The sequence below is a fragment of the Prosthecodimorpha staleyi genome, assembly GCF_018729455.1.
Taxonomy (GTDB): Bacteria; Pseudomonadota; Alphaproteobacteria; order Rhizobiales; family Ancalomicrobiaceae; genus Prosthecodimorpha; species Prosthecodimorpha staleyi.
The window spans coordinates 115,157-141,417 of the sequence record NZ_JAHHZF010000005.1 but is presented as its reverse complement, the minus strand read 5'-3'; the positions used below and the strand labels follow the sequence as shown (position 1 = coordinate 141,417).

General features: G+C 68.4%; 28 protein-coding genes. 23 read left to right on the top strand and 5 right to left on the bottom strand.

Translation table 11 applies throughout. The features are described 5' to 3' along the window. Nucleotides 1–96 precede the first annotated feature (96 nt). A complete protein-coding gene (locus KL771_RS11325) occupies nucleotides 97–1,467 on the bottom strand; it encodes a hypothetical protein (RefSeq protein WP_261968667.1) in 1,371 nt (456 codons plus the stop codon). A 127-nt stretch (nucleotides 1,468–1,594) separates the two neighbouring features. After that, nucleotides 1,595–2,077 carry a DUF2938 domain-containing protein gene (locus KL771_RS11320; protein WP_261968666.1) on the bottom strand — a complete coding sequence of 161 codons (483 nt, stop codon included), beginning with the start codon at nucleotides 2,075–2,077 and terminating at the stop codon, nucleotides 1,595–1,597. A gap of 207 nt (nucleotides 2,078–2,284) precedes the next feature. On the opposite strand from KL771_RS11320, the gene KL771_RS11315 reads away from it, so the two are divergent. From KL771_RS11315 to ldtR, 7 genes are all read left to right on the top strand, one after another. Beyond that, nucleotides 2,285–2,563, top strand: coding sequence for a type II toxin-antitoxin system ParD family antitoxin (locus KL771_RS11315; RefSeq protein ID WP_261968665.1), 279 nt, complete (start codon nucleotides 2,285–2,287; stop codon nucleotides 2,561–2,563). After that, on the top strand, nucleotides 2,563–2,853 hold the full coding sequence (locus KL771_RS11310) for a type II toxin-antitoxin system RelE/ParE family toxin (protein WP_261968664.1): 291 nt from the start codon (nucleotides 2,563–2,565) through the stop codon (nucleotides 2,851–2,853). Before KL771_RS11315 ends, KL771_RS11310 begins: the two co-directional genes overlap by 1 nt. A gap of 168 nt (nucleotides 2,854–3,021) precedes the next feature. Beyond that, nucleotides 3,022–4,161 carry an acyl-CoA dehydrogenase family protein gene (locus tag KL771_RS11305; RefSeq protein ID WP_261968663.1) on the top strand — a complete coding sequence of 380 codons (1,140 nt, stop codon included), beginning with the start codon at nucleotides 3,022–3,024 and terminating at the stop codon, nucleotides 4,159–4,161. 10 nt (nucleotides 4,162–4,171) lie between these two features. Continuing rightward, on the top strand, nucleotides 4,172–5,227 hold the full coding sequence (locus KL771_RS11300) for an enoyl-CoA hydratase/isomerase family protein (protein WP_261968662.1): 1,056 nt from the start codon (nucleotides 4,172–4,174) through the stop codon (nucleotides 5,225–5,227). Between the two features lie 3 nt (nucleotides 5,228–5,230). Further along, nucleotides 5,231–5,716, top strand: coding sequence for a DUF6163 family protein (locus KL771_RS11295; RefSeq protein ID WP_261968661.1), 486 nt, complete (start codon nucleotides 5,231–5,233; stop codon nucleotides 5,714–5,716). 23 nt (nucleotides 5,717–5,739) lie between these two features. After that, complete coding sequence (gene mmsB / locus KL771_RS11290; RefSeq protein WP_261968660.1) at nucleotides 5,740–6,627, top strand: 3-hydroxyisobutyrate dehydrogenase; 888 nt, start codon at nucleotides 5,740–5,742, stop codon at nucleotides 6,625–6,627. A gap of 473 nt (nucleotides 6,628–7,100) precedes the next feature. Beyond that, entirely contained in the window at nucleotides 7,101–7,613 is a 513-nt protein-coding gene (gene ldtR / locus KL771_RS11285; protein ID WP_054361109.1) for a transcriptional regulator LdtR, read from the top strand. A 362-nt stretch (nucleotides 7,614–7,975) separates the two neighbouring features. On the opposite strand, the gene KL771_RS11280 is transcribed toward ldtR, so the two are convergent. Beyond that, on the bottom strand, nucleotides 7,976–8,770 hold the full coding sequence (locus KL771_RS11280; RefSeq protein ID WP_261968659.1) for a DUF1295 domain-containing protein: 795 nt from the start codon (nucleotides 8,768–8,770) through the stop codon (nucleotides 7,976–7,978). 168 nt (nucleotides 8,771–8,938) lie between these two features. Between KL771_RS11280 and KL771_RS11275 the strand changes: the two genes are divergently transcribed. From KL771_RS11275 to glyA, 5 genes are all read left to right on the top strand, one after another. After that, nucleotides 8,939–10,243 carry a L,D-transpeptidase family protein gene (locus tag KL771_RS11275; RefSeq protein WP_261968658.1) on the top strand — a complete coding sequence of 435 codons (1,305 nt, stop codon included), beginning with the start codon at nucleotides 8,939–8,941 and terminating at the stop codon, nucleotides 10,241–10,243. A gap of 121 nt (nucleotides 10,244–10,364) precedes the next feature. Further along, nucleotides 10,365–10,739 (top strand): hypothetical protein, encoded by a 375-nt coding sequence (locus KL771_RS11270; RefSeq protein WP_261968657.1) that lies wholly within the window; start codon nucleotides 10,365–10,367, stop codon nucleotides 10,737–10,739. Beyond that, nucleotides 10,736–11,131 (top strand): type II toxin-antitoxin system VapC family toxin, encoded by a 396-nt coding sequence (gene vapC / locus KL771_RS11265; protein ID WP_261968656.1) that lies wholly within the window; start codon nucleotides 10,736–10,738, stop codon nucleotides 11,129–11,131. The genes KL771_RS11270 and vapC overlap by 4 nt, the downstream gene beginning before the upstream one ends. After that, complete coding sequence (locus KL771_RS11260) at nucleotides 11,128–11,310, top strand: DUF6898 family protein (RefSeq protein WP_261968655.1); 183 nt, start codon at nucleotides 11,128–11,130, stop codon at nucleotides 11,308–11,310. Before vapC ends, KL771_RS11260 begins: the two co-directional genes overlap by 4 nt. 373 nt (nucleotides 11,311–11,683) lie before the next feature. Next, nucleotides 11,684–12,985, top strand: coding sequence for a serine hydroxymethyltransferase (gene glyA, locus KL771_RS11255; protein WP_261968924.1), 1,302 nt, complete (start codon nucleotides 11,684–11,686; stop codon nucleotides 12,983–12,985). A gap of 98 nt (nucleotides 12,986–13,083) precedes the next feature. On the opposite strand, the gene KL771_RS11250 is transcribed toward glyA, so the two are convergent. After that, nucleotides 13,084–14,058 (bottom strand): hypothetical protein, encoded by a 975-nt coding sequence (locus tag KL771_RS11250; protein WP_261968654.1) that lies wholly within the window; start codon nucleotides 14,056–14,058, stop codon nucleotides 13,084–13,086. Nucleotides 14,059–14,349: 291 nt separating this feature from the next. Here KL771_RS11250 and KL771_RS11245 point away from each other — a divergent pair, with 291 nt between their 5' ends. The 9 genes from KL771_RS11245 (at nucleotide 14,350) to KL771_RS11205 (ending at nucleotide 24,123) form a co-directional block, all read left to right on the top strand. Continuing rightward, nucleotides 14,350–16,083 (top strand): S8 family peptidase, encoded by a 1,734-nt coding sequence (locus KL771_RS11245; RefSeq protein WP_261968653.1) that lies wholly within the window; start codon nucleotides 14,350–14,352, stop codon nucleotides 16,081–16,083. A gap of 89 nt (nucleotides 16,084–16,172) precedes the next feature. Beyond that, on the top strand, nucleotides 16,173–16,643 hold the full coding sequence (nrdR, locus tag KL771_RS11240; protein ID WP_054361116.1) for a transcriptional regulator NrdR: 471 nt from the start codon (nucleotides 16,173–16,175) through the stop codon (nucleotides 16,641–16,643). Nucleotides 16,644–16,707: 64 nt separating this feature from the next. Next, entirely contained in the window at nucleotides 16,708–17,844 is a 1,137-nt protein-coding gene (gene ribD, locus KL771_RS11235) for a bifunctional diaminohydroxyphosphoribosylaminopyrimidine deaminase/5-amino-6-(5-phosphoribosylamino)uracil reductase RibD (protein ID WP_261968652.1), read from the top strand. A 10-nt stretch (nucleotides 17,845–17,854) separates the two neighbouring features. Next, entirely contained in the window at nucleotides 17,855–18,502 is a 648-nt protein-coding gene (locus tag KL771_RS11230; protein WP_261968651.1) for a riboflavin synthase, read from the top strand. Between the two features lie 31 nt (nucleotides 18,503–18,533). After that, nucleotides 18,534–19,037, top strand: coding sequence for a 6,7-dimethyl-8-ribityllumazine synthase (ribH, locus tag KL771_RS11225; protein WP_261968650.1), 504 nt, complete (start codon nucleotides 18,534–18,536; stop codon nucleotides 19,035–19,037). Beyond that, on the top strand, nucleotides 19,025–19,519 hold the full coding sequence (nusB, locus tag KL771_RS11220) for a transcription antitermination factor NusB (RefSeq protein WP_261968923.1): 495 nt from the start codon (nucleotides 19,025–19,027) through the stop codon (nucleotides 19,517–19,519). Before ribH ends, nusB begins: the two co-directional genes overlap by 13 nt. 32 nt (nucleotides 19,520–19,551) lie before the next feature. Further along, the gene (thiL, locus tag KL771_RS11215) at nucleotides 19,552–20,568 is read left to right on the top strand and encodes a thiamine-phosphate kinase (RefSeq protein WP_261968649.1); all 1,017 of its coding nucleotides are present in this window, start codon (nucleotides 19,552–19,554) and stop codon (nucleotides 20,566–20,568) included. 87 nt (nucleotides 20,569–20,655) lie between these two features. Continuing rightward, on the top strand, nucleotides 20,656–21,216 hold the full coding sequence (locus KL771_RS11210; RefSeq protein ID WP_261968648.1) for a hypothetical protein: 561 nt from the start codon (nucleotides 20,656–20,658) through the stop codon (nucleotides 21,214–21,216). Nucleotides 21,217–21,990: 774 nt separating this feature from the next. Further along, entirely contained in the window at nucleotides 21,991–24,123 is a 2,133-nt protein-coding gene (locus KL771_RS11205; protein WP_261968647.1) for a sodium-translocating pyrophosphatase, read from the top strand. Between the two features lie 239 nt (nucleotides 24,124–24,362). Here the strand turns inward: KL771_RS11205 and KL771_RS11200 are convergent, their stop codons facing one another. Beyond that, a complete protein-coding gene (locus KL771_RS11200; RefSeq protein WP_261968646.1) occupies nucleotides 24,363–24,860 on the bottom strand; it encodes an outer membrane protein assembly factor BamE in 498 nt (165 codons plus the stop codon). A 177-nt stretch (nucleotides 24,861–25,037) separates the two neighbouring features. On the opposite strand from KL771_RS11200, the gene KL771_RS11195 reads away from it, so the two are divergent. Both KL771_RS11195 and KL771_RS11190 read left to right on the top strand, forming a co-directional pair. Then, nucleotides 25,038–25,646 (top strand): ubiquinol-cytochrome C chaperone family protein, encoded by a 609-nt coding sequence (locus tag KL771_RS11195; RefSeq protein ID WP_261968645.1) that lies wholly within the window; start codon nucleotides 25,038–25,040, stop codon nucleotides 25,644–25,646. Further along, nucleotides 25,643–26,206 (top strand): YceD family protein, encoded by a 564-nt coding sequence (locus KL771_RS11190; protein ID WP_261968644.1) that lies wholly within the window; start codon nucleotides 25,643–25,645, stop codon nucleotides 26,204–26,206. The genes KL771_RS11195 and KL771_RS11190 overlap by 4 nt, the downstream gene beginning before the upstream one ends. The last annotated feature ends 55 nt before the right edge of the window (nucleotides 26,207–26,261 follow it).

The following is a 26,261-nucleotide window of genomic DNA, read 5'->3' as shown; positions in this document are numbered from 1 at the left end:
GCGCGGCCACCGTTCTGCGATGCCCGCGACCCTAGTCCGATTTGGCGGCGGGGGAAACCCGCCGCAGCGCCCATCGCGGATGCGCCGTGCCGGTGGTCAGTCGCGGACCGCCTGGTCGAGATAGTTCTGGACATATTTGCCGATCGGGATCGGCCCGATATTGTGACCGTGCTGGTAGAGCTTCGAGTTCCGGTCCATGACCTCTGCGAGCAGGATCTGGCGCTCCTTCGGCGAGAGATTCGGATTGGCCAGGATATGGGTCGCGATGCCCTTGACCGGCCCGTTGTCCAGTTCCTTCTGCACCGCCCCGCTGATCAGCTTCTCGACCTCCTCGCGCGACGGGATGTCGTCGTTGCCGGCCTTCTCGTGCAACTCCTTCAGACGGTTGAAGCAGCGCCCGTAGATATCCATGCCGGGATGGCCGAGGAGATCGGACAGCGAGATCTTATCGCCGTCGTCGCCGACCAGGCGGTTGTGATGGTCGATCGCGTCCTTCAGGCTCTGCGGCGCCATGTCCTCGATCGACGGCAGGATGCCGCTGATGCCCGGGATGACCAGCGGCTTGCTGGGATCGTCGAGCCCGTCCAGGATTGCGTTCTCGGCGTCGGACCGGAACTGAGTATAATCGGCAATGCTCTTGTTCGGGATCTCGCCCGGAGTGACCGGGCCGGTCTGCTTGAGGATCGATTTCTCCGGCACGGCCTCGGGGTCGTGCAGCACGAGGACCAGCGGATCCGGGGTCGGCGCGAAATCTACCGGAAATTGCGGCAGGGTCTTCTCATAGGCGGCGAGGTTGCCGCGGATCGAGGCCTCGATCTCCGGCACGGTCGGCTTGTCGCCTGCGAAGGTCACGAAGCCGGGCAGCGGCGGCTCGTCCTGCAGGCGGTCGGCGAGGTTCTTGGCGACGTGGGTGATCGCCTCGTCGCGGGTCATCTTGCCGGTCTTCATGGCGGAGTCGACCGCTTCCGCCAGCGTCTCGCGATAGTCGTCGACGCGGCCGGGGAAGCGGGTCGCGACCGTCGCCAGCCAGTCGAAGCGGCCCTGGACCATCCCGTCGCGCTGTTCGGCAACCGCCTTCTTCCGTCCGGGACCCTCGGTCTTGGCGGCGGCGTTCCAGTTGTCCTTGTTCTGGCCGACCTCGGCCATGATCTGGCGGACCAACCGGGCGCTCAAAGGCTTCGACTCCTTGTCGCCGCCGACCAGCCGGTCGGCGTAGCGGGCGGCGACGCCGCGGTCGGCCTTGGCGAGATTGTCGAGCAGGTCGCGCCGGACGGCGCGGTTGGCCTGCTTCTCGGTGGTCGAATGCCGGGTCTTCAGCGACTTGAAGGCGGTCACGAACTTGCCGAAGAAGGGCCGGTCGCCCTTCTGCTTGATGCGCGTGTCGCCCTGGACGCCCTGCGTGTCGGGCCGAAGCTCGACGAAGCCGCCGCCGCGCACATTGCCGTATCGTTCGAGACCGTTCGCCATGGTCGCATCCCCGGTGTCCAGCCGATCGATTGGCCGGCTTCATGGCGGAAACTGTAGCCGAACCGCCGGATCGCACTGTCACGGGGATGACAATCCGGCCACCATGGCGGGGGCGCGAACGCCGCTGCTAGCGCGCCAGCGCCAGCGCTGCCGCCCACAGGGCGAGGCCGAACACGGTGTGGCCGAGGATGTTGAGGAGCCGGATCTGGGTCCGGTTTGGCCGCTTCGAGGCGGCGATGCCGCCGCCCATGCCGGGCTGCAGGATCAGCCAGCCGCACAGTATCGTCGCCCAGCCGACGACAAGCGGCCAGAACGGGGTCGGTGCCTTGGCGAAGCCCGGGCCGGCCAGCAGGAGTGTCGCCGCCGCAAAGGCGATGCCGACCACGTAGTGCATGATCCAGCCGATCGCCAGCTCGTTGGCGAAGCCGGGTGCGGCGGCGATGTCGGCATGCACGAAGCGCCCGCGCGGCAGATGCGCGAACCAGCGCCCGACCATCGCCCAGTTGGGCAGGCCGAAGCCGAACAGTCGGTTCAGGAGCAGGGCCCAGAGATCGAGCACGGCCGTGGCGAAGACGCCCATGACCAGGGCGCGGACGACGAAATCTTGCATGGGGAATCCGGAGTTGGGCCAAGCGGGGCATCCAGAGTGGCCCGACGGGCGCGGCTTGGAAACCCCGGTCGGGGGCGGTCGCGGCGACGATCAGATATGCCGGGACGGGGCAGGGCGGCTGCGGCGGTTGCGGGGCCATCCGGGATGGTCGACCGCGCCCGGGTGGTGGTAAGCTTGCTTACCGTTGAACTGGAGCAGAGGCGCCCGATGGCCAATGTCGAGAAGATCAGCGTGGCGCTGACCCCCGAGATGGTCGCGGCCGTCCGGCAGGTCGTCGAATCCGGCGAATATGCCTCCACCAGCGAGGTGATGCGGGAAGCCCTGCGCGAGTGGCAGGGGCGCCGCAGGCACCGCGCGGAAGCCGTCGCCGAACTGGGCCGCCTGTGGGACGCGGGGCTCGCCAGCGGCGAGGCGACCGATGGCGAGGCGGCATTCGCCCGCATCCGGCAGGTGCTCGAGGCGAAGCGCGCATCCCGGGATGTCTGATGGCGTTCCGGCTGACACCCCAGGCCGAGACCGACATCGAGGCGGTCGTCCTTTTCATCGCCCAGGACAACGCCGCCGCGGCGCTGCGCTGGTACGACGAGATCCTCAGACATTGCCGCAATCTCGGCGACATGCCGGGCCTCGGCATCGCCCGTCCGGACATCCGACCCGAATTGCGGACCTTTCCGGCCGGCCGGTATCTGATCCTCTATCGCGTGGCCGGCCAGGATGCCGAGATCGTGCGCGTCGTCCACGGCGCCCGGCAATGGCAGGACCTGCTCGACCCTTGACCCGATCGGTCTCCACCCGGGCGGAGGGCTGACGAACCCTGTCCGGGCGCGGGGCGCACAGGATACCCGTACGCCCCCGAGCCCCATCCCCTCGGGCAATTGACGCTCATCGGCCGGGTCCATAGCTTCGGCCGCGATCACGAGACGCGCCGGGACCGGGAGAGACCCTTGGACTTCGCCTTTTCCGAAGAGACCGGCGCCATAAGGGACATGGCGGCCGACTTCGCCGGTGCCGAGATGGCGCCGCATGCTGACCGCTGGGACGAGGGCTCGATCTTCCCCGTCGAGACCCTGCGCAAGGCGGCCGCGCTCGGCTTTGGCGGCATCTATATCCGCGACGATGTCGGCGGGTCCGGGCTCGGGCGGCTCGAGGCGGCGGTGATCTTCGAGGAGCTGGCGCGCGCCTGCCCGTCGACCACGGCCTATATCTCGATCCACAACATGGCCGCCTGGATGATCGATCGCTTCGGCGGCGAGGAGCTGCGCCACCGGTTGGTACCGGGGCTCGCCAGCATGGCGCAGTTCGCCAGCTACTGCCTGACCGAACCCAATGCCGGCTCGGACGCCGCCTCCCTGCGCACCCGCGCGGTGCTCGACGGTGACCACTATGTGGTCACCGGCTCGAAGGCCTTCATCTCCGGCGGCGGCGCGTCCGATCTCTACGTGACGATGGTGCGCACCGGCGGCGAGGGGCCGCGCGGCATCACCTGCCTGGCGATCCCCAAGGACACGCCCGGGGTCTCCTTCGGGGCGCAGGAGAAGAAGCTCGGCTGGAAGTCGCAGCCGACCGCGATGGTCAATTTCGACGGCGCGCGCGTGCCGGTCGCCAACCGGGTCGGCGCGGAGGGCGAGGGCTTCCGCATCGCCATGGCGGGGCTCGACGGCGGCCGCATCAACATCGCCGCCTGCTCGCTCGGCGGCGCACAGGAATGCCTCGACCGGGCTTTGCGCTATGTGAAGGAGCGCAGCCAGTTCGGCCGCAAGCTGGCCGAGTTCCAGGCCCTGCAGTTCCGCCTCGCCGACATGGCGACCGAACTGGAGGCGGCGCGGCTGATGGTCCACAAGGCGGCCGTGCTGCTCGACGCCAAGGATCCGGCCGCGACCCGGCAGGCCGCGATGGCCAAGCGCTTCGCCACCGATGTCGGCTTCGAGGTGGTCAACCAGGCCCTGCAGCTCCATGGCGGCTACGGCTACCTTCGCGACTACGGTATCGAGCGCTACCTGCGCGACCTGCGCGTCCACCAGATTCTGGAGGGCACCAACGAGATCATGCGCCTGATCGTGGCGCGTGACCTGATTGGACGCTAGAACCCCGACCATGACCGACGTGACCGATACCGCCCCGACCGATCTCGCCATTGAACGACGCGGCAAGGCCGGCTTCATCCGGCTCGACCGCCCGCAAGCCCTCAACGCGCTGACCCACGGCATGGTCCTGGGGATCCGCGCGACGCTCGACGCCTGGCGCGACGATCCGGCCGTCGCCCATGTGGTCTTCACCGCGGCCGGCGAGAAGGCCTTCTCGGCCGGTGGCGACATCCGCCACATCTACGATCTCGGCCGGGCCGGCGATCCGACCCAGATCGAGTTCTTCCGCGACGAATACCGGCTGAACGCGCTGATCCGGGCCTATCCGAAGCCGATCACCGCCTTGATCGACGGCATCGTGATGGGCGGCGGCGTCGGCATCGCGGTCAACGGGCGCTACCGGGTCGGCAGCGAGAAGACTGCCTTCGCCATGCCGGAGGTCGGCATCGGCTTCTTCCCCGATGTCGGCGGCACCTACATCCTGCCGCGCTGCCCGGGCCGTCTCGGCACCTGGCTGGCCCTGACCGGCGGCCGGCTGCGCCAGGCCGACGCCCGCTTCGCCGGCATCCTGACCCATTGCGTGCCGCGGGCGCGGCTGGCCGAACTCGCCGCCGATCTGGCCGAGGTGGCCGATCCTCTGCCGCTGCTGAACGCCTTCGACGGCGATCCCGGACCGGCGCCTATCGCCGCCCTGATGCCCGAGATCGACCGCATCTTCGCCCGGCCGACGGTCGGCGAAATCCTGGCCGCGCTGGACGCCAGCCCGGGCGACTGGGCCGCCGCGACGGCGCGCGACATCCGTTCCAAGTCGCCGACCTCGCTGGAAATCGCGCTGCGCCAGATGCAGATGGGCGCCGCGCGCGATTTCGAGGACTGCATGCGCCTCGAATTCCGCATCGTTTCGCGCATTCTGAAGGGCGACGACTTCTACGAGGGCGTCCGCGCGGTGATCATCGACAAGGACAACGCGCCGCGCTGGCGGCCGGCCGATCCGGAAGAGATCGACAGCGTCGACATCGAGGCCCATTTCGTTGCCCCCGCGGGGGGCGACCTGACATTCGGATAGACCATGGCTCAGGCCCAGCAGACGACCAACAAGCCGCCGGCCGCGTCGGTCGAACCGCCGCGCCTGAACTGGCGCCGCGCGCGCCTCTTCTTCATGCGCGCGCTGGCCCTCTCGATCCTCGGCTACGGCATCCTGAGCTGGGCCTATGTGATCGGCGCGACCGATCTCGGCTCGACGCCGTTCATGGACCAGCGCGTGCCGGTGAAGAACGCCATCGCGGTGTTCGCGGCGGTCGATCTGGTCGCCTCGGTCGGGCTCTGGATGGCGACCTCCTGGGGTGTCGTCCTGTGGTGCGTCAATACCGCTATCCGCGTCACGCTGCACACCGCCTATTCGGATCTGCATGGCGGCAACACCGTCCTCACCGCGATCGAGGTCGGCGCCGTCATCGTCTACGTGGTCCTCGCCTTCCTCGCCTGGCGCGAGGAACGGCTTGAGGACCGCCTCAGCCGCCAGCGCCGGCGGCAAACCATGAACACGCTCGGCTGACGGGCGGACGGGGGAAACACGTCATGGCACGCATCGGATTCATCGGTCTCGGCAATATGGGCGGCCCCATGGCCGCCAACCTGGTCAAGGCCGGCCATACCGTGAAGGGCTTCGACCTTTCCGAGGCTTCGGCGGCGCGCTTCGCCGAGATCGGCGGGACCGTGGTCGGTTCGGCCGGCGAGGCGGCCGCGGACGTGGATGCGGTCGTCTCGATGCTGCCGGAAGGCGCCCATGTCATCGCGGTCTATACCGGGCCGGGCGGGGTGATCGAACGGGCTGCGCCGGGCACGCTGTTCATCGACAGCTCGACCATCCATGTCGAGGCGGCCCGCCAGGTCGCCGCCGCCGCCGACAAGGCCGGCATGGCGATGGTCGATGCGCCCGTCTCGGGCGGCACCGGCGGCGCGGCGGCCGGCACGCTGACCTTCATGGTCGGCGGCGCCGACGCGGCCTTCGAGCGCGCGCGGCCGATCCTGGAATGCATGGGCAAGACGATCGTCCATGCCGGCGGCGCCGGCAACGGCCAAGCGGCGAAGATCTGCAACAACATGATCCTCGGCATCTCGATGATCGCGGTCAGCGAGGCCTTCGCGTTGGCCGACAAGCTCGGTCTCGACCACCAGAAGCTGTTCGACATCGCGTCGAAATCGTCCGGCCAATGCTGGTCGCTGACCACCTACTGCCCGGTGCCGGGACCGGTGCCGACCAGCCCGGCCAATCGCGGCTACGCGCCCGGCTTCACCGCCGCCATGATGCTGAAGGACCTCAAGCTTTCCCAAGACGTGGCCAGTGCGGCCGGCGCCGTCACCCCGCTCGGCGCGGAGGCGGCCCAGCTCTACCGCCTCTATGTCCAGGGCGGCCATGCCGGTGTCGACTTCTCCGGCATCGTACGCATGCTGCAAGGCGTTTGACGGCTGGCGACGCCGGCGCGGATAGGGGCCCGGCCGAGACGAGCTTTCGAAATCTTTTCCTTGCAAGACGAATGGAACGGGGTCGATGCACCGCATCGGCCCCGTTCGGCTGTCGGCCCGACCCGACGCCGGGATACGGGGTGCCGTGTCCCGGCGGTGTCCGCGCGGGGGGCTCGGGAAGCGGCGCGTCGGGGCGGTTCGAGGCCTTCCGGGTCGCCGCAGCGGGTCCGATGGAGGCCTCCAGCGTTAATGCCTTCCCAAACGGCATCTCGCCGAATGTCGAGAGAATCGGCCAGTTAGGCCAAGTTTGAATAGTTACTTTCAGAAGATATTTAGTACGATGCCCAGTGCTTCCATTTTACCGAAATTTTAGACTACGACTTAAGGCGATTTTAGATTCAGAGCGCTAGTGTCCGATTATCAAAGGCCGCAGAAGCGGCTGACAATAAAGACCATCAGCGAGGCGATTTCCCATGCTCAATGCAAAAAGAGCGGTAGACGCGCTGGCGCATGCAGAGGAAGACGTGGCTCTGAAGCCGCTCTACCTTGAGGCGCTAACGCTCGTCGAGCGTCTGCACAGGCGGCTGCTCGATGTCATCAAGGACGAGTTCGACCGCATGGGACGCGATGACGTCAATTCCGTGCAGGCCCTGCTCCTGTTCAATATCGGCGAGTCCGAACTGACGGCCGGTGAACTGCGCACCCGCGGCTATTATCTCGGGTCGAACGTCTCGTATAATCTGAAGAAGCTGGTCGAAGGCGGCTACGTCAAGCACGAGCGCTCTCGGATCGACCGCCGCTCCGTCCGCGTCAGTCTGACCGACAAGGGACAGACGGTCGCCAAGGTGATCGACAAGCTCTACGAGCGCCATATCCGTTCGATCGAGCAGGTCGGCGGCATCGGTCCGGGCGAATTCAAGCTTCTCAACAAGTCGCTGCATAGGCTGGAGCGCTTCTGGACCGACCAGATCCTCTACCGGCTCTGAGCGGAAGCGCTCCCTTCACAGGACTCTCAAGTCGGCAACAGCCGACTTGAGCCGCGCTTCCGGATCGACCAGATCCTCTGCCGGCTCTGAGCGGGGGAACGCCCCGGCGGCGGATCGCCAGGGTGTCGGCAGGCGACTTTCTTCGGAACCCGAACGTCCTATTCGCGTTGTTCCGGCACCGAGGAGGCGCCATCCGGTCTGCCGGATGACGTTACGGTGCCAACCCCCGCGCCGTTGATCGGGTCAAGCGACCCGACATGTCCGAGGCACCCAGACTGGCTTCGCGTGGCCCCCCGCGCGAAGCCGATTTTTTTCGTCGGAACCCTGTCCGCCGGGGTGGTCCCGGTCCGCACGATCCGGGCTCAGCCGGGTCGCAGGGGGCGTGGCGGGCGCGGCAGGAAGGCGCTGGTTCGGGCAGCATAGTCGGTCCAGCCGGGACGGGAGGCCAGGACGGCCTCGAGCGGCGGAATGCCCGAAACCTTCAGCAGCAGCACAGTCAGGGCGGCCGGGGCCACGAGGACCCACCAGAGGCCCGAGGCGGCCGCACCGACCAGGCCGAGCCCCCACCACAGCAGGGCCTCGCCGAAATAATTCGGATGCCGGCTCCATGCCCAGAGACCCGTGGTGACCAGCCGGCTGCGTCGCGCCGGGTCCGCCTTGTCGGCGCTCAACTGCGCATCGGCGACCCATTCGATCGCGAACCCGATGACGAAGAGGGCGCATCCCGCCGAGGCCAGCCAGACGGCGGCCGGTGAGAGAGGGTCGGGCTCGGGGTGCAACAGCGCGGCATGGATCGGCGCGGCCAGCGCCCATTGCACGACCGCCTGCAGCCAGAACACGGTGAACAGGTTCGTGCGCGGCCAGTTCGGACCGCCCCGCGCCCGCATCGCCGCATAGCGCGGATCCTCGATCCCGCCGCGCCGGCTATGACGGACCACCAGATGGACGGTCAGTCGGACGGCCCAGACCGTGACGGCGACGGTCACGAACAATTGTAGGCCGCCGCCGCGCCCGCTCGCGAGCCATTCCAGCCAGGCCGTCGCCGCAAAGCCGCCCGCCCACCACCAGTCGACGATGCCGGCATCGCGCCGGGGACCATGAATCAGCCACAAAACACTGAAAATCACGAGGCCGAGGAGCAGCGTCGCGATCAGCACGGAGTCCCATCCGAACGCTTGGCCGTGATGCATCCTCGCCCTCGCTTTTCCGTTGGTTTGCTGTCATAGGCGGAAAGGCCCGATTAACGGATCTTTGTCCGTATCCTGATGTCGTATAGCGACCGATGGCGACCGGCCGATTTGGCTGAACCCGATGGAGCGTTCGAAGTGCTTGTACGTCCGAAGCCCGATCACGGATTGCGGCTCACCCGACGCGGCCTGCTGACCGGCATCGCCGCTCTTGCCGGTCTGCGTGCCGTGCCGGCGCTCGCCGAGAGCGCCGGTGAGTCTCCGATCGATGTGCTGATGCGCGCCCAGACCGTGCGCGAATGGCAGGACAAATTCGACGCCGGCGCCTCCACGCCGGTGGCGCAGCTGAAGTCCGACGTTCCGCTCCTGTCGCCGGAGACGGCCGCCAATATCGAGGCCGCGCTGCCGCAGTATCAGGCGATCGCCGGCAATGGCGGCTGGCCGCGCGTTCCGGACCAGCAACGCTTGCGCATCGGCACCCGGTCCGAAGCCGTCATGGTGCTGCGCCAGCGCCTCGCCGTGACCGGCGATCTGGCTCCGAGCCAGTTCGGCTACGGCGACACCTTCGATTCCTATGTCGACGCCGCCGTGCGCCGCTTCCAGGTGCGCCATGGCCTGAAGCCGAATGGTCTGGTCGACAAGCCGGTCTTCGACGTGATGAACGTGCCGGCCGACATCCGCCTGCGCCAGCTCGAGACCAATCTCGTGCGCGTCCGCTCGATGTCCGGCAATCTCGGCGACCGCTTCATCTTCGTGAACATCCCGGCCGCCGAGCTCGAGGCCGTCGAGGGCGGCCGCGTCATCGCCCGTCACAATGCAGTCGTCGGCAAGGTCGATCGCCAGACGCCGGTGCTGACCTCGAAGGTCAGCGAGATCAACTTCAACCCGTTCTGGCACGTCCCGGTCTCGATCATCCGCAAGGACCTGATCCCGAAGATGCGCGCCGATCCCGAGTATCTGACCAAGAACCGGATCCGCATCTACGACAACAAGGGTCGCGAGATTCCGCCGGAAGCGATCAACTGGGATACCGATCAGGCGGCCAACCTGGCCTTCCGGCAGGATCCGGGCGACATCAACGCCATGGCGACGGTGAAGATCTCCTTCCCGAACAGCCATGACGTGTACATGCACGACACGCCCTTCAAGGACCTGTTCGGCGACAACAACCGGTTCTATTCGTCCGGCTGCATGCGCATCCAGAATGTCCGCGAGCTGGTCGCATGGATTCTGCGCGACACGCCGAACTGGGGGCCGCAACAGATCGACGATGCGATCCGCACCGGCCAGCGTATCGACGCCAAGGTCAAGGGTGCCGTGCAGGTCTACACCAACTACGTCACCGCCTGGGCGACCCGCGAGGGCGTCGTGCATTTCCGCGACGACATCTATGCCCGCGACGGCATCGGCGAACTCGCCTATGTGCCGGGCATCATGCAGTAACGGGCACGGGTCCCGACAAGACGCTGAAGGGCCGGCCGCGGCGACGCGGGCCGGCCCTTTGCTTTCGCCGGGCAAAAGCTAGTCTTGTGTTCGCGTGGTGCGTGCAGCAGCGAGGGCGGCCATGGCGATCGCAGTCCGCATTGACGACATTCTGCTCGCGGAAGCGATGGCGGCGCTCGGCGCCGAGGATGGCGCGGCGACGGTCGCGACCGCGCTCAGGGATGCATTGGCCGGTCGCAGGTGTAACCCTTCCCCGGCCGGCCCTCCGCGCGCTCAGGCCCGTTTCTCCGTGGCGGTCGCCATCCACGGCGATCTCCTGGCCCGGGCTGGACGGGCCGTCGGCATCGAGCCCGAGAGAGCCGTCATCGAATTCGCGCTGCGCCAACTGATCGACCGGGCGGCACGAGAGCGGGCGTTCCGAGAACTGGATGGCATCGGCTGGAACAGCGACCTCGATGCGATGCGTCTGGAAAGGCCGGGGCACGCCGCCCCGTGATCGTCGGCGACACCTCGGTGTGGATCGAACTCTTTCGCGGCGGAGCCGGTCCGTCGGTGAGGGTCCTGCGCCAAGGCGTCGCCGTGTCGGACATCCTGGTCGGCGACCTGATTCTCCTCGAAATCCTCCAGGGTGCGTTTGACGATACCCATGCACAGGCGCTCGAACGACGGATGCGGACCTTCGAGATCGCGACCATGAGCGATGTGAACCTGGCGGTCGAGGCCGCCGGGCACTATCGCTGTCTTTGGGCGCGCGGCGTGACCATCCGCAAGTCCATCGATCTCCTGTTCGGCACTTTCTGCATCCGGCACGGGCATGCGCTTCTGCATGCCGATCGCGATTTCGAGCCGATGGCGACGCATCCCGGCCTCACGCTGGTTCCGACATGACCGACGGGCGCACTGTCTATTTTGAGTTCACCGTGATCGGCGCGCAGGTGCGCGTCGCGGCGATCGACGCGGCGAGCGGGGTCGAGGTCTCGATCGTCGGGGCGGTCGGGGTGCCGCGGCATGATCTCGAGCGGGTGGCTTTGCGCAAATTGATGAAGCGTCTGGAAAAAGACCCGTGACGCAAATCAGGGCAGTCGGCTGCCGGAATCACGACGGCGCCGCTTCCGCCTGGAAAACCGGCGTGCTATTCGCTGCCGTCATAGCCCGATAAGTCCCGGTGCGGTCGGAGCGTCCAAGCGCCGCACGACGCGGCGGATGGGATTCCGGGCCTGCTCCGGTAGGTTAGCCGGAGATCCATCGCGGCGCGTTCAGGGCCGGTTCGGACGGGATTCCGTCCGGCCATCGGCGCGATCGATCCGCAGGCGAGGCACGGCTCCGGCCGCCGCTTCGCCGGATGAGAACGCAGCGCCGCAGCCCTGGCTGCCGCGCGCTCGGCGTCAGGAAAGCCCGGCGCCGGAAAAAAGGGACACGCTCCGAGAGGCCCCCATGTCGATGTCCGACGTTGCCCAGACGAAGCCGCTCTACCCGGGATTCTTCTCGGAGAGCCTGGCCACTTCCGATCCCGAAATCTTCCAGTCGATCCAGGACGAACTCGGCCGGCAGGCCGACGAGATCGAACTGATCGCCTCCGAGAACATCGTCTCCAAGGCGGTGCTCGAGGCCCAGGGTTCGGTCATGACCAACAAATATGCCGAGGGCTATCCGGGCAAGCGCTACTACGGCGGCTGCGAGTTCGTCGACGTGGCCGAGCAGCTGGCGATTGACCGCGCCAAGAAGATCTTCGGCGCCGAATATGCCAACGTGCAGCCCCATTCCGGCGCCAACGCCAACCAGGCGGTGTTCTTCGCCCTGCTGCAGCCCGGCGACACCTATATGGGCCTGGATCTCGCCTGCGGCGGCCACCTGACGCACGGCTCCCCGGTCAACCAGTCGGGCAAGTGGTTCAAGCCGGTCGGCTACAAGGTCCGCCAGGACGACCAGCGCATCGACATGGACGAGGTCCGCGATCTCGCCCGGACCCATCGGCCGAAGCTGATCATCGCCGGCGGCTCGGGCTATCCGCGCATCATCGACTTCAAGACCTTCCGCGAGATCGCCGATGAAGTCGGCGCGACGCTGATGGTCGACATGGCCCATTTCGCCGGCCTCGTCGCCGGCGGCGTGCATCCCAACCCGCTCGATCACGCCCATGTGGTGACCACCACCACGCACAAGACCCTGCGCGGCCCGCGCGGCGGCATGATCCTCAGCCGCGACGCGGAACTCGGCAAGAAGTTCAACTCGGCGGTCTTCCCCGGCCTGCAGGGCGGCCCGCTGATGCATGTCATCGCCGCCAAGGCGGTCGCCTTCGGCGAGGCGCTGCGTCCGGAATTCAAGGCCTATGCCGGCCAGGTCGTCGAGAACGCCAAGGCGCTGGCGGCGAGCCTGGTCGAGGAGGGCCTCGCGCTCGTCTCCGGCGGTACCGACACGCATCTGATGCTGGTCGACCTGCGGCCGAAGAACACCTTCGGCAACGTCACCGAGAAGGCGCTGAAGCGCGCCCACATCACCTGCAACAAGAACGGCATTCCGTTCGACCCGGCCAAGCCGATGGTCACCTCCGGCGTGCGCCTCGGCACCCCGGCCGGCACCACCCGGGGCTTCGGTCCGGCCGAGTTCCGCGAGGTCGGCAAGATGATCGCCGCGGTCATCGACGGCCTGCAGAAGAACGGCGAGGCCGGCGACGCGCAGATCGAGAACCGCGTCAAGGAGCAGGCCACCGCGCTCTGCCGTCGCTTCCCGATCTATCGCTGAGCGAAACAACAATTACGACATGACCGGACGGGGGCCTTGCGGCCCCCGTTGCCATTTCCGGGTCTGATCACGCCGATGCCGGTCGCGTCCGACGCCCTTTACGAATGGGCATCGTGGGGCCGGACCTCGCCCGAGGGCGAGACCCGGACATGCCCGGCGTCGGTCGAAAAGGCGAATACCTGCCAGCCGGCGCGACCCGAGGCGGCGAACTCGGCGGCAAGGCGTTCGGCGAGATCGCGCCCCCGCGCCTCGTGCTCGGCATGGGCCTCGGTCGTCCAGCGCGGCTCGGCGGGGTTTTCGGGATCGAGCGACTGCTCGAACTCATCCGCCCAGCGGGCGAGATCGGCCTCGAGTTGCCGGGAGATGTCGAGATCGGCGGGATCGACCGACCCGTAGTCGGCCGGACGAATCGACCAGACCGGATGGCAGCCGAAATCCGCCATCACGCTATAGGAGGGCGGCATGTCCGGCGCGGGCGGCGCATAGGCCCGTGCGGGCAGGGCCTGTTCGTCCGCCCGGTCGATGGCGTCGTCGTCGCCGTCGTCACCACCGCCGCCGTAGTCGGTCAATCGGCCTGCGCGCAGATAGAGAAACGCGAATCCCGCGACCAGAACGGCGGCGAGCGTCATGATCGCTGCGACGAGCGCGGGATCGAAGGCGCCGAGGGGGAGGAGCCTTCCATCCGCAGCGGCCATGGCCACCAGGGCGGTCGCGACCGAATAGACGACGGCGGCATTGCGGGTGGCCGCGCGCTCGGCCGCGACGGGCTCGTCATGCGGGTCGAGCCAGCGCGGCGCAACAAGGCCCAGATAGAGCACCTGCTGGGCAAGACCGATCAGAAACAGCGGCAAGGCCAGCCAGGAAAGCACGGCGAGCATCATGCCACCGAGCCCGACCGGGATGGTTCCGGCGGCAAGCCAATGGTCGCGCCAACGCGTTGCCCGGGTCGCGGGTCCCTGGGCGAGGGCCTCGAGCATCGCCGTCAGGCTGCGGCCGGTAATGAGGGTCCGTCCGACATAGAAGGCCGCTGCCAGATAGAACACACCGATCAATCTCAGCCCGATCTCGGCCATGCGCCTCCGTCATCCCCTTCTTGCCACAGGCCGTCGACCGGCGGACATCGCCTCGCTCCGACGCCGGGTCTCGCCGGCATCCGGTTCTGTCGGCCCCAGTCGGGTGCCCCGTCCGATCGCGGTCGATCCGCCGACAGCATCCGAATCGCGTTCGGCCGGAGCCGAACCGCTTCATCGCAAACTAACATTTCGCGGCGCGGTCGCGACATGACTATCGTCGACGGCAAACCGACGGTTAACGGCTGCGGCTTACGTTTGCCCTTAGTCGAGTCGACCTTGTCGGAGCAAGCCATGCGGTCCGGGCATCTGTTGCGCATCCTTGCCGTCTGCGGATTTGTCCTGGCCGGATCGGTCGCCGCCGAGGCCCATCAGCCGTCGGCCCGTCTCAAGGCGAAGTTCGGCAAGGGCATCGGCACCTTCTCGCTCGATGCGGCCCTGCCCGCGACACGCCTGCGCTACATCGTCGTTCTGAACGATCCGGCGCCCGACGCCGCCGACCGGCGCGATCGCAAGACGCGCATCGCGGATGGCCAGAACCGCGTGCTTGCCGGAGTGCTCGGTCTGCGCAGCGCCGACGAACCCACCCGCAAGGTGCGCCGCTACGCGACGCTGCCGCTCGTCGCGCTCGAGGCGAACCCGGCCGAACTCGAACGCCTCGCGGCCGACACCACCGTCGCGGCCATCCAGCCGGACGAAGCGGTCCAGCCGCTGCTCGATACCTCGACCCAGTTGACCGGCGCGCGCGCCGCCTGGACGCTCGGCGCGACCGGCTCCAACCAGGCGGTGGCCGTCCTCGACACCGGCGTCAAGACCAGCCACCCGTTCTTCGCCCCGAAGATCATCGACCAGGCCTGCTTCTCCGGCGGCGGTGGCGTGGCGACGACGCTGTGCCCCAACGGCCAGTTCACGCAGACCGGGATCGGAGCGGCGGAGACCTGCGCGGCCTCGGTCAGTTCGGCCTGCTTTCACGGCACCCATGTCTCCGGCATCGCGGTCGGCCTCGGCGGCAAGACCGGCTCGCGCGACGGCGTCGCCCATTTCGCCCGCCTGGTTCCGGTCCAGGTCTTCAGCCGGTCCGGCAATTCGCTCGGCGCCTGGTTCAGCGACATCGTCGCCGCTCTCGACTGGGTCAACAACGTGCGCGACGGCTACGATCCGGTGAAAATCGCCGCCGTCAACATGAGCATCGGCGACAGCGTCGCCCATGAGAACTGCGACGCCGATCTGCCGGCCGTGAAGACCGCGATCGATACGCTCCGCGCCAACGGCATCGCGACCGTGATCGCGGCCGGCAACAACGGCTTCACGACCGGCGTCAGCGCACCGGGCTGCATCTCGACTGCGGTCACCGTCGGCGCCACGACCAAGAAGGACGGGCTGGCGAGCTTCAGCAATGTCGGCGACATGGTCGATCTCTATGCGACCGGCGTCGACATCCAGTCCTCGATCCTCTCCGGATACGGCAAGGCATCGGGCACCTCGATGGCGGCGCCGCATGTCGCCGGCGCCTTTGCGGCGCTGCGCAGCGCCGTGCCGGGCGCCACGGTCGATGCCATGGAGGCCGCGCTGGAGAATTCCGGCCGCGCCATCACCGCATCGGGCGTCACCGCGCGACGCATTCGGATCGATTCGGCGAAGACCATCCTGACCACGACCTTCCCGGCAGCGACCATCCCGCCCGTCACCGATCCGCCCACGCTGGTCGTCTCTCCGACCGACGGCTGGACCGTGACCCGCCTGACCAGCGCCGACTATTCGATGGCGGCGAAGAGCTACACCGTGCTCGGCGCCAACGGCGATGTCGGCTATACGATCACGGCCGGCGGCGCCGGCATCCCGAAATGGCTGAAGGTCAGCGCGACCGCCGGCACCGCGACCGATCCGGAGGCGGCGATCACGCTCTCGATCAACGAGGCGGCCGCCGCCAAGCTCAACAACGGCACCTACAGGGCGACGTTGACCTTCACCAACACCACCAACGCCATCGGCACGACCACCCGCCTGGTGACCTTCGTCCGGAAGTGAGCATCGGTCCGCGCCGGATTTCCGCTCCTTCGCGAATCCGCGTACATCTCGCGCCGGACCGACCACCCGAATCGAACCGGAGCCGAGCGATGCGCTGTCCCTATTGCGGAGGCGAGGATACCCAGGTGAAGGACTCGCGCCCGACCGAGGACGGGGCTGCGATCCGGCGCCGGCGGGTCTGCTCGTCCTGCGGCGGCCGCTTCACCACCTTCGAGCGGGTGCAACTGCGCGAACTGATCATCGTCAAGAAATCCGGCCGCCGCGTTCCCTTCGACCGCGACAAGCTGATGCGCTCGGTGCAGGTCGCGCTGCGCAAGCGGCCGGTCGATCCGGAGCGGATCGAGCGCATGGTCAACGGCATCGTCCGCCAGCTGGAGAGCCTCGGCGAACCCGAGATCCCCTCCCAGCAGATCGGAGAGTTGCTGATGGAAGGCTTGAAAAGCCTGGATGACGTCGCTTATGTCCGCTTCGCCTCGGTCTACAGGGACTTCCGCGAGGCCAAGGATTTCGAAACCGTACTCGGCGAACTGAGCCAGGACGAGACCGATCGCGACAAGTGATCGGTCCGGTCGGGTTCACGCCGCCGAGCGCGCCACCGGTGCCGGATTGAGCCAGACCGACCACATGTCCGCGGGACGGGTCTCAGACCTCGACCGCCGCTTCATGGATGCCGCCGTGCGCATGGGGCGTCGCCATCTCGGGCTGACCCGACCGAACCCCTCGGTCGGCGCCGTGGTGGTGCGCGCCGGGCCGGACGGGCCGGAGGTGGTCGGCCGCGGCACCACCGCCCATGGCGGGCGGCCGCATGCCGAACGGATCGCACTCGCGGAGGCCGGTGAGCGGGCGCGCGGCGCCACTCTCTACGTCACGCTCGAACCCTGTTCCCAGCACGGTAAGCCGACCCCGGGTTGCGCCGAGGCGATCCTGGAGGCCGGCATCGCCCGCGTGGTCACCGCCCAGGAGGATCCCGACAGCCGGGTCGCCGGCCGCGGCCACGCCATGCTGCGCGCCGCCGGGGTCGAGGTGGTGGTCGGCGTCGGCGCGGCCGAGGCCGAACGTGGCCTCGCCAATCATTTCACCCGCATGCGGCGCGGCCGGCCGCGCATGATCCTCAAGCTCGCGGTCTCGGCCGACGGCATGATCGGACGGCGCGGCGTCGCCAAGGTTCCGGTCACCGGCGACGCGGCGCGCGCCTATGCGCAGGTTCTGCGCTCGGAAGTCGATGCCGTCATGGTCGGGATCGGCACCGCGCTGGTCGACGATCCGGACCTGACCGTCCGACTGCCCGGCATGGAGGGTGCTTCGCCGGCCCGGATCGTGGTCGACAGCCATGCCAGGCTGCCGCTCGAAAGCCGTCTGGTCCGTTCCGCCGGACAGGTGCCGGTGCATCTGCTGACCACCGAGAAGGCGCCGCGCAGCCGCATCGAGGCGTTGCGCGCGGCCGGCGTCGACATCGTCATGGTGCCGATGGCGCCCGACGGGCATGTCGATCTCGTCAAGGGACTGACCAGCCTGTCCTGGAAGGGCATCCCGTCCGTTCTGGTCGAAGGCGGTTCCGATCTGGCCGAGGCCTTGCTCAGCGCCGATCTCGTCGACGAAGTCGCGCTGTTCCGTTCGAGCGCGGTGATTGGGGCGAGCGGCGTGGCGGCACCGGCATCCCTGGAAGGGCTCGAATCCGGCCGCGATGGCCGCTATCAGCCGATCGATCGCCGCCGCATCGGCGAGGATCGCCTCGTCACCTACCGCCGCCTCGGCCGCTGAAGGAGAATCCATGTTCACCGGCATCGTTACCGATATCGGCACCGTCCGGCAGCGCGATCCGCTCGAGGCAGGCGTGCGGTTGCGCATCGGCACCGGCTATTCGCCGGACGGCATCGATCTCGGCGCGTCGATCGCCTGTTCGGGCATCTGCCTGACCGTGGTCGACCGTGGCCGCGACGGGGCAGGGGCCTGGTTCGATGTCGACGCTTCGCCGGAGACCCTGGCGGTCACCTCCATGGCAGACTGGGCCGTCGGCACCCGGATCAATCTCGAACGCTCGCTGACGCTCGGCCAGGAGATGGGCGGCCACATGGTCACCGGTCATGTCGACGGTCTGGCCGCGATCGTCGAACGGCGGGCGGAGGGCGAGATGGCCATCTTCACCTTCAAGGTGCCGGCCGAACTCGCCCGCTTCGTCGCCCGGAAGGGCTCGGTCGCGCTCGACGGCACCTCGCTGACCGTCAACGCGGTCGAGGGCGACCGATTCTCCGTGATGCTGATCCCCCACACCCTCGCGGTCACCACCTGGGGTACCCGTCAGGCCGGCGACCACGTCAATATCGAGGTCGACCTGATGGCCCGCTACGTCGCCCGGCTGGCCGAGGCGGATGCGGCTAACGCCCGCACTTCTTTCCCCACGGTCGCGGCGCGGGCTTGACGCCGTTCCGCCGCCGTCCGAAGGATCGCCGATGAGCACCAAGAGTCATACCGCCGCCTATGATCCGGCCGCCGTGAAGGGCGCCCATGTCCTGATCGTGGAGGCGCGCTTCTACGACGATCTCGCCGACGCCCTTCTGGCCGGTGCGCGCGCCGCGCTCGACGCGGCCGGCGTCAGCCATGAGACCATCACGGTCCCGGGCGCGCTGGAGATCCCCGCCGTGATCGCCTATGCCGTCGAGGCGGCGGCGCGCGGGGCGACCGCGCCGGACACGGGGCCGTTCGACGGCTTCGTCGCGCTCGGCACGGTCATCCGCGGCGAGACCACCCACTACGAGATCGTGTCGAACGAATCGGCCCGCGCCCTGATGGACCTGACCACGGCGCGGTCGATCGCCCTCGGCAACGGCATTCTGACGGTTGAAAACGAAGCGCAGGCCTGGGAACGGGCCAAGGCGGATCGGCTCGACAAGGGCGGCGGCGCCGCCACGGCCTGTCTGGCGATGATCGCGCTCAAACGGAGATTCGGACTGTGAACGCAGAGAAGGACGCGCAGGCGCCCGTCCGCCCGGCCAACAAGCGCGGCGCGGCCCGGCTCGCCGCCGTGCAGGCGCTCTATCAGATGGATATCGCCGGGGTCGAACTGGGGGATGTGCTCGCCGAGTTCGAGGCGTTCCGGCTGGGCAAGGAAATCGACGGGCTGACCTTCCGCGAGGCCGATCCGGCCTATTTCCGCGACATCGTCACCGGGGTCGTCCGGGTGCAGCGCGACATCGACCCGCTCGTCCACAAGGCGCTGGTCGAGGGGTGGCCGCTGAAGCGCATCGACGTGACGCTGCGCGCCATCCTGCGCGCCGGGACCTTCGAACTGATCGCCCGCAAGGACGTGCCCGCCAAGGTGATCATTTCCGAATATCTCGACGTGGCCAAGGCCTTCTTCGTCGAGGACGAGCCGCGCCTCGTCAACGGCGTGCTCGACAAGCTCGCGCGCGACCTGCGTCCGGGCGAGTTCGCCTGACGCGGACCGCGGCGTCGGCCCGGGGAGGGGACATGGCCGAACCGGTGCGCCCGTCCGAGGACGCGTTGATTGCCCGCTGGTTCCGGCCGCTCGCGACCGATCCGGCGAGTTTCCGGCTCGGCGACGACTGCGCGAGCCTGACGCCGCCGCCCGGCGCCGACCTGGTCCTGAAGACCGATGCGGTCGCCGCCGGCATCCACTTCTTCGCCGACGATCCCTGGGACGCGGTCGCCGCCAAGGCGTTGCGCGTCAATCTTTCCGACCTCGCCGCCAAGGGCGCCCGCCCGCTCGGCTATCTCCTGTCGCTGGCCCTGCCGGCCGACTGGCGGGTCGATCAGATGGAAGCCTTCGCGGCCGGCCTCGGCGCCGACCAGGCCCGCTTCGGGGTCGCGCTCTGGGGCGGCGATACCATCCGCTCGCCCGACGGGCTGGTGATCTCGATCACGGCGATCGGGGCGGTGCCGCAGGGCCGCATGGTCCGGCGCGGCGGCGCCCGGCCGGGCGATCGGCTCTACGTCTCGGGCACCCTCGGCGATGCGGCGCTCGGCCTGATGCTGCGGCTCGATCCCGATCGCGCCTCGGCCTGGGGGCTCACCCCGGCCGCGCGCGATCACCTGCTCGCCCGCTACCTTCTGCCGGAGCCACGGGTGGCGCTGGCGCCCGCCATCCTCGCCCATGCCCGGGGTGCGATGGACCTCTCCGACGGTCTCGTCATCGATGCTGGCCGCATGGCCCGCAGCTCCGGCGTTTCGATCCGGATCGGGGCGGCGGCCGTTCCGCTCTCGCCCGCCGCCGCTCATGCGCTGGAGGCCGAGCCCGGACTGCTGCGCGCCATCCTGGCCGGAGGCGACGACTACGAGCTCCTCGTCGCCGTGCCGGCCGCAGCCGCGTCGGATTTCGAGCGCGCCGCGGCCGACTGCGGCATCGGCGTCACGGCGATCGGCACGGTCGGTGCGGCGCCCGTCGACGCGGACGCGCCGATCGTGACGATCACCGGTTCCGACGACCGCGCGATCGCAATCGGAGCTGAGGGCTTTCGCCACTTTTAGTTTTATCGTTTTGGAAATACATTAAAATGTTGACGGTCGGTTGTGGTCGCCTAATCTGAATTGCGTGCATTTCAGGGAGACGCAATCATGAGGGCAGTGCGCCGCATTTTCAGTTCATGCCTTTTCGCCGCTTCCGCCATCGCGTTTGTCTCCACGGGTGCCGCAGCCCAATCCGGCCTGAAGCCGGATTCGCAGGTCGCGCCGCCCCCGCCGCCAAAGCCGGCCACAACCGGGCTCGCCGCGCCGAAGCCGGTCAATCCCGCGCCCAAGCCGGCCCCGGCCGTGAGCACCGCCGCCCTGGGGCCGGCGGAACGCGTTCTGGCCGCGTGGAAGGGGCGCAAGGGGGACGATCTGATCGTCTTCTGGGGCGCGCCGACCAGCATCCAGCCGCTCAGCGGTGGTGCGCGCATGATGGTCTTCACCTTCAAGAAGGAACAGGCCGGCGTCGATCTCGGTGAGGCCGCGAAGCTGTTCGGCTGGCAGAAGGCTTCCGGCCTGCTGTCGCAGATCGACACGTCGTCACGCACGTCCTGCGTCGTCAACATCAAGGTCTCGGGCCGGGGACTGATCGAGTTCGGCACCGTGATGGAGAATGCCGGCCCGCAGGGCGAGGAGGTCTGCTCGAAGCTGCTGCGTCCGCCGGCGTGACCGACACCGCCGTGGCGTCGGCCGCCTGACAGACGGGCGCAGCCTCGGCGTTCGCCGCCGATCCTGCCGGAGACGCCCCGCCCCCTGCCGCCGGACGCTCCGGCGCCGGGTTACGGCGCGCCGATCCTGCGGTCCGTTCGTCGGGCCTCACCGTCGCCGCGCGGCCCGGGCGAGGCCCGACGATCGGGCTGGCCCGACGATCGGGTTGGTCCGACGAATGGGCAACCTTGCCGACCGGCGGCGATGCCGGTCGTGCTCGATGCCAGTCGTGCTCGATGCCAGTCGTGGTCGATGCCAGTCGTGGTCGATGCCGCGCGTGGTCGATGCCGGTCGTGGTCGAGCATGCGGGCGCCCGTCCGAATCACGACGGTACCCGCCGACGACCCGCATGCGGCCGGGTGGCCCAACCGGTCCGGGCTTGCCGCCCCGCGCCGCCGCCGGCCGCGATCTGGCCCGGTATGATCGGGCGATCCGCAATTCCCGTCCGCAATCCCGCCCGCGCGACCCGTTTCTCCCGCTTCCCGGTCCGCGCCCGGCGCCGCCATCCGGGACCGCGCGTAGCGATTTTCGCGCATATTTTTCAGGCCATACGACACCTTGACGCGCCGTGGCGCGAAGCTACCGTAGGGCGCTTTTTTGGGGGGCGGCGGTGGGGCGCCCTTCCTCCGACTGCAAGAACGAAGAACGACATCCGAGCGAGGAATCGGAACCGTTGCCGCGTGCCCCGGGCGATCGCCAAGATCGTCGCCCCGCGGTGGTCCTACTGGAGGCGTCATGTCAATTCTACTCGTCATATTCTGCGGCCTGCTGTCGATCGCCTATGGCGTATGGGCGATCAAATCGGTGATCGCCTCCGACGCCGGATCGGCGCGCATGCAGGAGATCGCCGGAGCGATCGCGGAAGGCGCGCAGGCCTACCTGAAGCGGCAGTACATCACGATCGGCGCCGTCGGCGTGGTGATCTTCGTGGTCATCGGCTACCTGCTCGGCCTGCCGGTCGCCATCGGCTTCGCGATCGGCGCGATTCTGTCCGGCCTCGCCGGCTTCATCGGCATGAACGTCTCCGTCCGCGCCAATGTCCGCACCGCCCAGGCTGCGACCCAGTCGCTCGCCGCCGGCCTCGACATCGCCTTCAAGTCGGGTGCCGTGACCGGTCTTCTGGTCGCCGGCCTCGCGCTGCTCGGCGTCACGGTTTACTACGCCATTCTGACCAGCGGGCTCGGCCATGCTCCGAGCGACCGCGTCGTCATCGACGCCCTGGTGGCGCTCGGCTTCGGCGCTTCGCTGATCTCGATCTTCGCCCGTCTCGGCGGCGGCATCTTCACCAAGGGCGCCGATGTCGGCGCCGACCTCGTCGGCAAGGTCGAGGCCGGCATTCCCGAGGACGATCCGCGCAACCCGGCCACCATCGCCGACAATGTCGGCGACAATGTCGGCGACTGCGCCGGCATGGCCGCCGACCTGTTCGAGACCTATGCGGTGACCGTCGTCGCCACCATGGTGCTCGCGGCGATCTTCTTCGTCGGCACCCCGATCCTGGCCTCCGCGATGCTCTATCCGCTGATGATCTGCGGCGTGTGCATCGTGACCTCGATCGTCGGCACCTTCTTCGTCAAGCTCGGCGCCAACAATTCGATCATGGGCGCGCTCTACAAGGGCCTGTGGGCGACCTCGCTGCTTTCGGCAGTCGGCCTCGCCGGCGCAACCTCGCTGACCATCGGCTGGGGCAAGATCGGCACGGTCGCCGGTATCGACATCACCGGCACCAATCTCTTCTTCTGCGGCCTCGTCGGCCTCGTCGTCACCGGCCTGATCGTCTGGATCACCGAATACTATACCGGCACCGGCAAGCGTCCGGTGGTCTCCATCGCCCAGGCGTCGGTGACCGGCCACGGCACCAACGTCATCCAGGGCCTCGCGGTCTCGCTGGAATCGACCGCGCTGCCGGCCCTCGTCATCATCGCCGGCATCGTCGTCACCTTCCAGCTCGCTGGCCTGTTCGGCACTGCCATCGCGGTCACCACCATGCTCGGCCTCGCCGGCATGATCGTCGCCCTCGACGCCTTCGGTCCGGTCACCGACAATGCCGGCGGCATCGCCGAAATGGCCGGCCTGCCGAAGGAAGTGCGCCACACCACCGACGCCCTCGACGCGGTCGGCAACACCACCAAGGCGGTCACCAAGGGCTACGCCATCGGCTCGGCCGGCCTCGGCGCGCTCGTGCTCTTCGCCGCCTATACCAACGACATCAAGCACTTCGTCGATAGCGGCGTGCCCTACTTCAAGGGCATCGGCGCCATCGACCTGTCGCTGTCGAACCCCTATGTCGTCGCCGGCCTGATCTTCGGCGGCCTGATCCCCTATCTCTTCGGCGGCATCGCCATGACCGCCGTCGGCCGCGCGGCCGGTGCGGTCGTCGAGGAGGTCCGTCGTCAGTTCCGCGAGAAGCCCGGCATCATGAAGGGCACCGACCGGCCCGACTACGGCCGCGCCGTCGACATGCTGACCAAGGCTGCCATCCGCGAGATGATCATCCCCTCGCTGCTGCCGGTTCTCGCGCCCTTCGTCGTCTACTACGGCGTCCTGTGGGCGTCCGGCTCCAAGGCCCATGGCTTCGCCGCCCTCGGCGCCATGCTGCTCGGCGTCATCGTCAACGGCCTGTTCGTTGCCATCTCGATGACCTCGGGCGGCGGCGCCTGGGACAACGCCAAAAAGTCCTTCGAGGATGGCTTCGTCGACAAGGACGGCGTCCGGCACATGAAGGGCTCCGACGCCCACAAGGCCTCGGTCACCGGCGACACCGTCGGCGACCCCTACAAGGATACGGCCGGCCCGGCCGTGAACCCCGCCATCAAGATCACCAACATCGTCGCCCTGCTGCTGCTGGCCATCCTGGCCCACGGCTGAGGCAGGCGGCCTTCGGGTCGGCCGACGACGAACAGGAAGGCCCGCGGGAGCGATCCCGCGGGCCTTTCCTTTGAGCGCTTTCGGCCGGTCCGGCGGCATCGTCGGGTTGTCCGGCGCAGGGCAGGGCCTGCGACCCATGGCGAAGCTGCGACATGGCCAAGCCGCGACATGGCAAAGCCGGCACGACGGGGCGCGTCATGCCGGCTCGCAAAGATCGCCTCGGAAGGCGTTTCCGCGCTTCAGCGCGAGCCGCCGAGGCCCATCATGCCGAGGCCGGGGCCGGCCTTCAGGATCTGGGAGACGAAGCCGTAGTCGGTGCCGGAGGTCTTGGTGCGACGGGAGATGAAGTCGAACACCTTGCCGTCCTGCAGTCCGTAATTGCCGATCTCGCGCACCTTGCCCTTCTCGTCGAAATAGACGGCGAGCACGCGCTGGTCGGTCACGGACGGGTCGAGGAAGGCGACCGGCCGGCTGGTCTTCTGCGAGATATAGTAGAAGGCCTCGCCGCCGACCGTGGCGGTGGTCGAGGGCGTGCCGAGCACGAGCTGCACCTGCTCGCGGCTGTTACCGACCTGCACCTGGCTGAGGGCCAGATCGGACACCACATACCCGTGCATCACCTCGTCGGCGCAGGCGCCGAGCAGGAGCGGCAGGGTCGCGGCGGCGACGAGAGCGATCCGCCGGCCGGGCCGGAAGCCCCGCATGGCGCCGATCCGTCGTCCGACTTGTGTCCGCATGCTCGCATCTCCGAATGGACAGAACTGCCGGGCGCGCATCCCGGCCGACTTGGCATCTTCCCTATCCTGCGATAGGTCGGAAGACAACGGCCGGGCTCTGGATGCCCGTACCCAATTGATACCGGAACGAGACGACCCGGACCCCACGGCTCCGGAACCCCGAGGACCAGAAACCCGATGCTGTTCGGACTTTTCGGCCGACGCATTCCCGAGTCTCGCCAAGCGGTCTATGGCGCGATCGTGGCACAGGCGCGGCAGCCGGCCTTCTATCTCGATCACGCCGTGCCCGATACCGTGGAGGGCCGCTTCGAGATGATCCTGGTCCATGCCACGCTGATGTTCCACCGGCTCGGCCGGGAGGCGCCCGCCACGCGCGCTGCCGCCCAGGATGTGCTCGACATCTTCTTCACCGACATGGACCGCAATCTGCGCGAGCTCGGCGTCGGCGATCTTTCGGTCGGAAAGAAGATGAAGAAGCTCGGCATGGCCTATGCCGGCCGGTCCCAGGCCTACAGCCGCGCGATCGCGGCCGGCGATGCGACCGAACTGACGAGCGCGGTGCTGCGCAACGTCTATCGCGGCGATGCCGGAGCCGCCGATCCGGCGGCCCGCGTCGCCGCCTACATGCTCGCCGCCACCGCGCGGCTCGACGGCCAGTCCGCAGACGATCTCATCGAGGCGCGGATCGTCTGGCCGGATCCGGTCAGCTTCGCCGATCCCAATTCCCGTCCCACCGCGCCGAGCCCCGACGCCGGTGCCGCGCCGACCCCCGTGAGCCCGTCATGACCAGCCCTGCCGACCCCAAACCGATTCTCTCGCGCATCGTGTCGATCGCGGACATTCCCGGCGACGGAACCACGGTCCGGATCGTGGCAACCGAGGCCGAGCGCACCGCGCTGGCCGCCGATCTCGACCTGCCGGCGATCCACCGCCTGGAAGCGGAAGTCACCGTGAAGCCCTGGTCGCGGACCGGCTTCATCATGGAGGGCCGGGTTTCGGCCGACATCACGCAAACCTGCGTCGTGTCGCTGGAGCCGATCGAGGCGAAGGTCGACGAGGCGATCGAGGTGAAATTCGCCCCCGAGGCCGAGGAGGAATCCTGGCTGAAGCGGCTGGCTGCGGCCGCCGAGGCCGATCCGGAGGCGACCGGCGAGGATCCGCCGGATTTCTTCGCGGGCGGAACGCTCGACCCCGGAGCGGTGGCCGAGCAGCAATTCGTGCTCGGCATCGATCCCTATCCGCGCAAGCCCGGGGCTGCTTTCGATGCCGCAGCCTATGGGGTTGCGGAGCCGGACGAGGCCAAGCCGTCGCCATTCGCCGCGCTGGCCAAGCTGAAGAAGGACTGATCGGCGCCGCGTCGCGCCGGCGAAGCCGTCGACGCGCGGCCGGTCGCGGCCGCGT

Coding starts and splice junctions, on each gene's coding strand:
- KL771_RS11325 (WP_261968667.1), bottom strand. CDS start 1,467: ATGGCGAACGGTCTCGAACGATACGGCAATGTGCGCGGCGGCGGCTTC.
- KL771_RS11320 (WP_261968666.1), bottom strand. CDS start 2,077: ATGCAAGATTTCGTCGTCCGCGCCCTGGTCATGGGCGTCTTCGCCACG.
- KL771_RS11315 (WP_261968665.1), top strand. CDS start 2,285: ATGGCCAATGTCGAGAAGATCAGCGTGGCGCTGACCCCCGAGATGGTC.
- KL771_RS11310 (WP_261968664.1), top strand. CDS start 2,563: ATGGCGTTCCGGCTGACACCCCAGGCCGAGACCGACATCGAGGCGGTC.
- KL771_RS11300 (WP_261968662.1), top strand. CDS start 4,172: ATGACCGACGTGACCGATACCGCCCCGACCGATCTCGCCATTGAACGA.
- KL771_RS11295 (WP_261968661.1), top strand. CDS start 5,231: ATGGCTCAGGCCCAGCAGACGACCAACAAGCCGCCGGCCGCGTCGGTC.
- mmsB (WP_261968660.1), top strand. CDS start 5,740: ATGGCACGCATCGGATTCATCGGTCTCGGCAATATGGGCGGCCCCATG.
- ldtR (WP_054361109.1), top strand. CDS start 7,101: ATGCTCAATGCAAAAAGAGCGGTAGACGCGCTGGCGCATGCAGAGGAA.
- KL771_RS11270 (WP_261968657.1), top strand. CDS start 10,365: ATGGCGATCGCAGTCCGCATTGACGACATTCTGCTCGCGGAAGCGATG.
- KL771_RS11260 (WP_261968655.1), top strand. CDS start 11,128: ATGACCGACGGGCGCACTGTCTATTTTGAGTTCACCGTGATCGGCGCG.
- glyA (WP_261968924.1), top strand. CDS start 11,684: ATGTCCGACGTTGCCCAGACGAAGCCGCTCTACCCGGGATTCTTCTCG.
- KL771_RS11250 (WP_261968654.1), bottom strand. CDS start 14,058: ATGGCCGAGATCGGGCTGAGATTGATCGGTGTGTTCTATCTGGCAGCG.
- KL771_RS11245 (WP_261968653.1), top strand. CDS start 14,350: ATGCGGTCCGGGCATCTGTTGCGCATCCTTGCCGTCTGCGGATTTGTC.
- nrdR (WP_054361116.1), top strand. CDS start 16,173: ATGCGCTGTCCCTATTGCGGAGGCGAGGATACCCAGGTGAAGGACTCG.
- ribD (WP_261968652.1), top strand. CDS start 16,708: ATGTCCGCGGGACGGGTCTCAGACCTCGACCGCCGCTTCATGGATGCC.
- KL771_RS11230 (WP_261968651.1), top strand. CDS start 17,855: ATGTTCACCGGCATCGTTACCGATATCGGCACCGTCCGGCAGCGCGAT.
- ribH (WP_261968650.1), top strand. CDS start 18,534: ATGAGCACCAAGAGTCATACCGCCGCCTATGATCCGGCCGCCGTGAAG.
- thiL (WP_261968649.1), top strand. CDS start 19,552: ATGGCCGAACCGGTGCGCCCGTCCGAGGACGCGTTGATTGCCCGCTGG.
- KL771_RS11210 (WP_261968648.1), top strand. CDS start 20,656: ATGAGGGCAGTGCGCCGCATTTTCAGTTCATGCCTTTTCGCCGCTTCC.
- KL771_RS11205 (WP_261968647.1), top strand. CDS start 21,991: ATGTCAATTCTACTCGTCATATTCTGCGGCCTGCTGTCGATCGCCTAT.
- KL771_RS11200 (WP_261968646.1), bottom strand. CDS start 24,860: ATGCGGACACAAGTCGGACGACGGATCGGCGCCATGCGGGGCTTCCGG.
- KL771_RS11195 (WP_261968645.1), top strand. CDS start 25,038: ATGCTGTTCGGACTTTTCGGCCGACGCATTCCCGAGTCTCGCCAAGCG.
- KL771_RS11190 (WP_261968644.1), top strand. CDS start 25,643: ATGACCAGCCCTGCCGACCCCAAACCGATTCTCTCGCGCATCGTGTCG.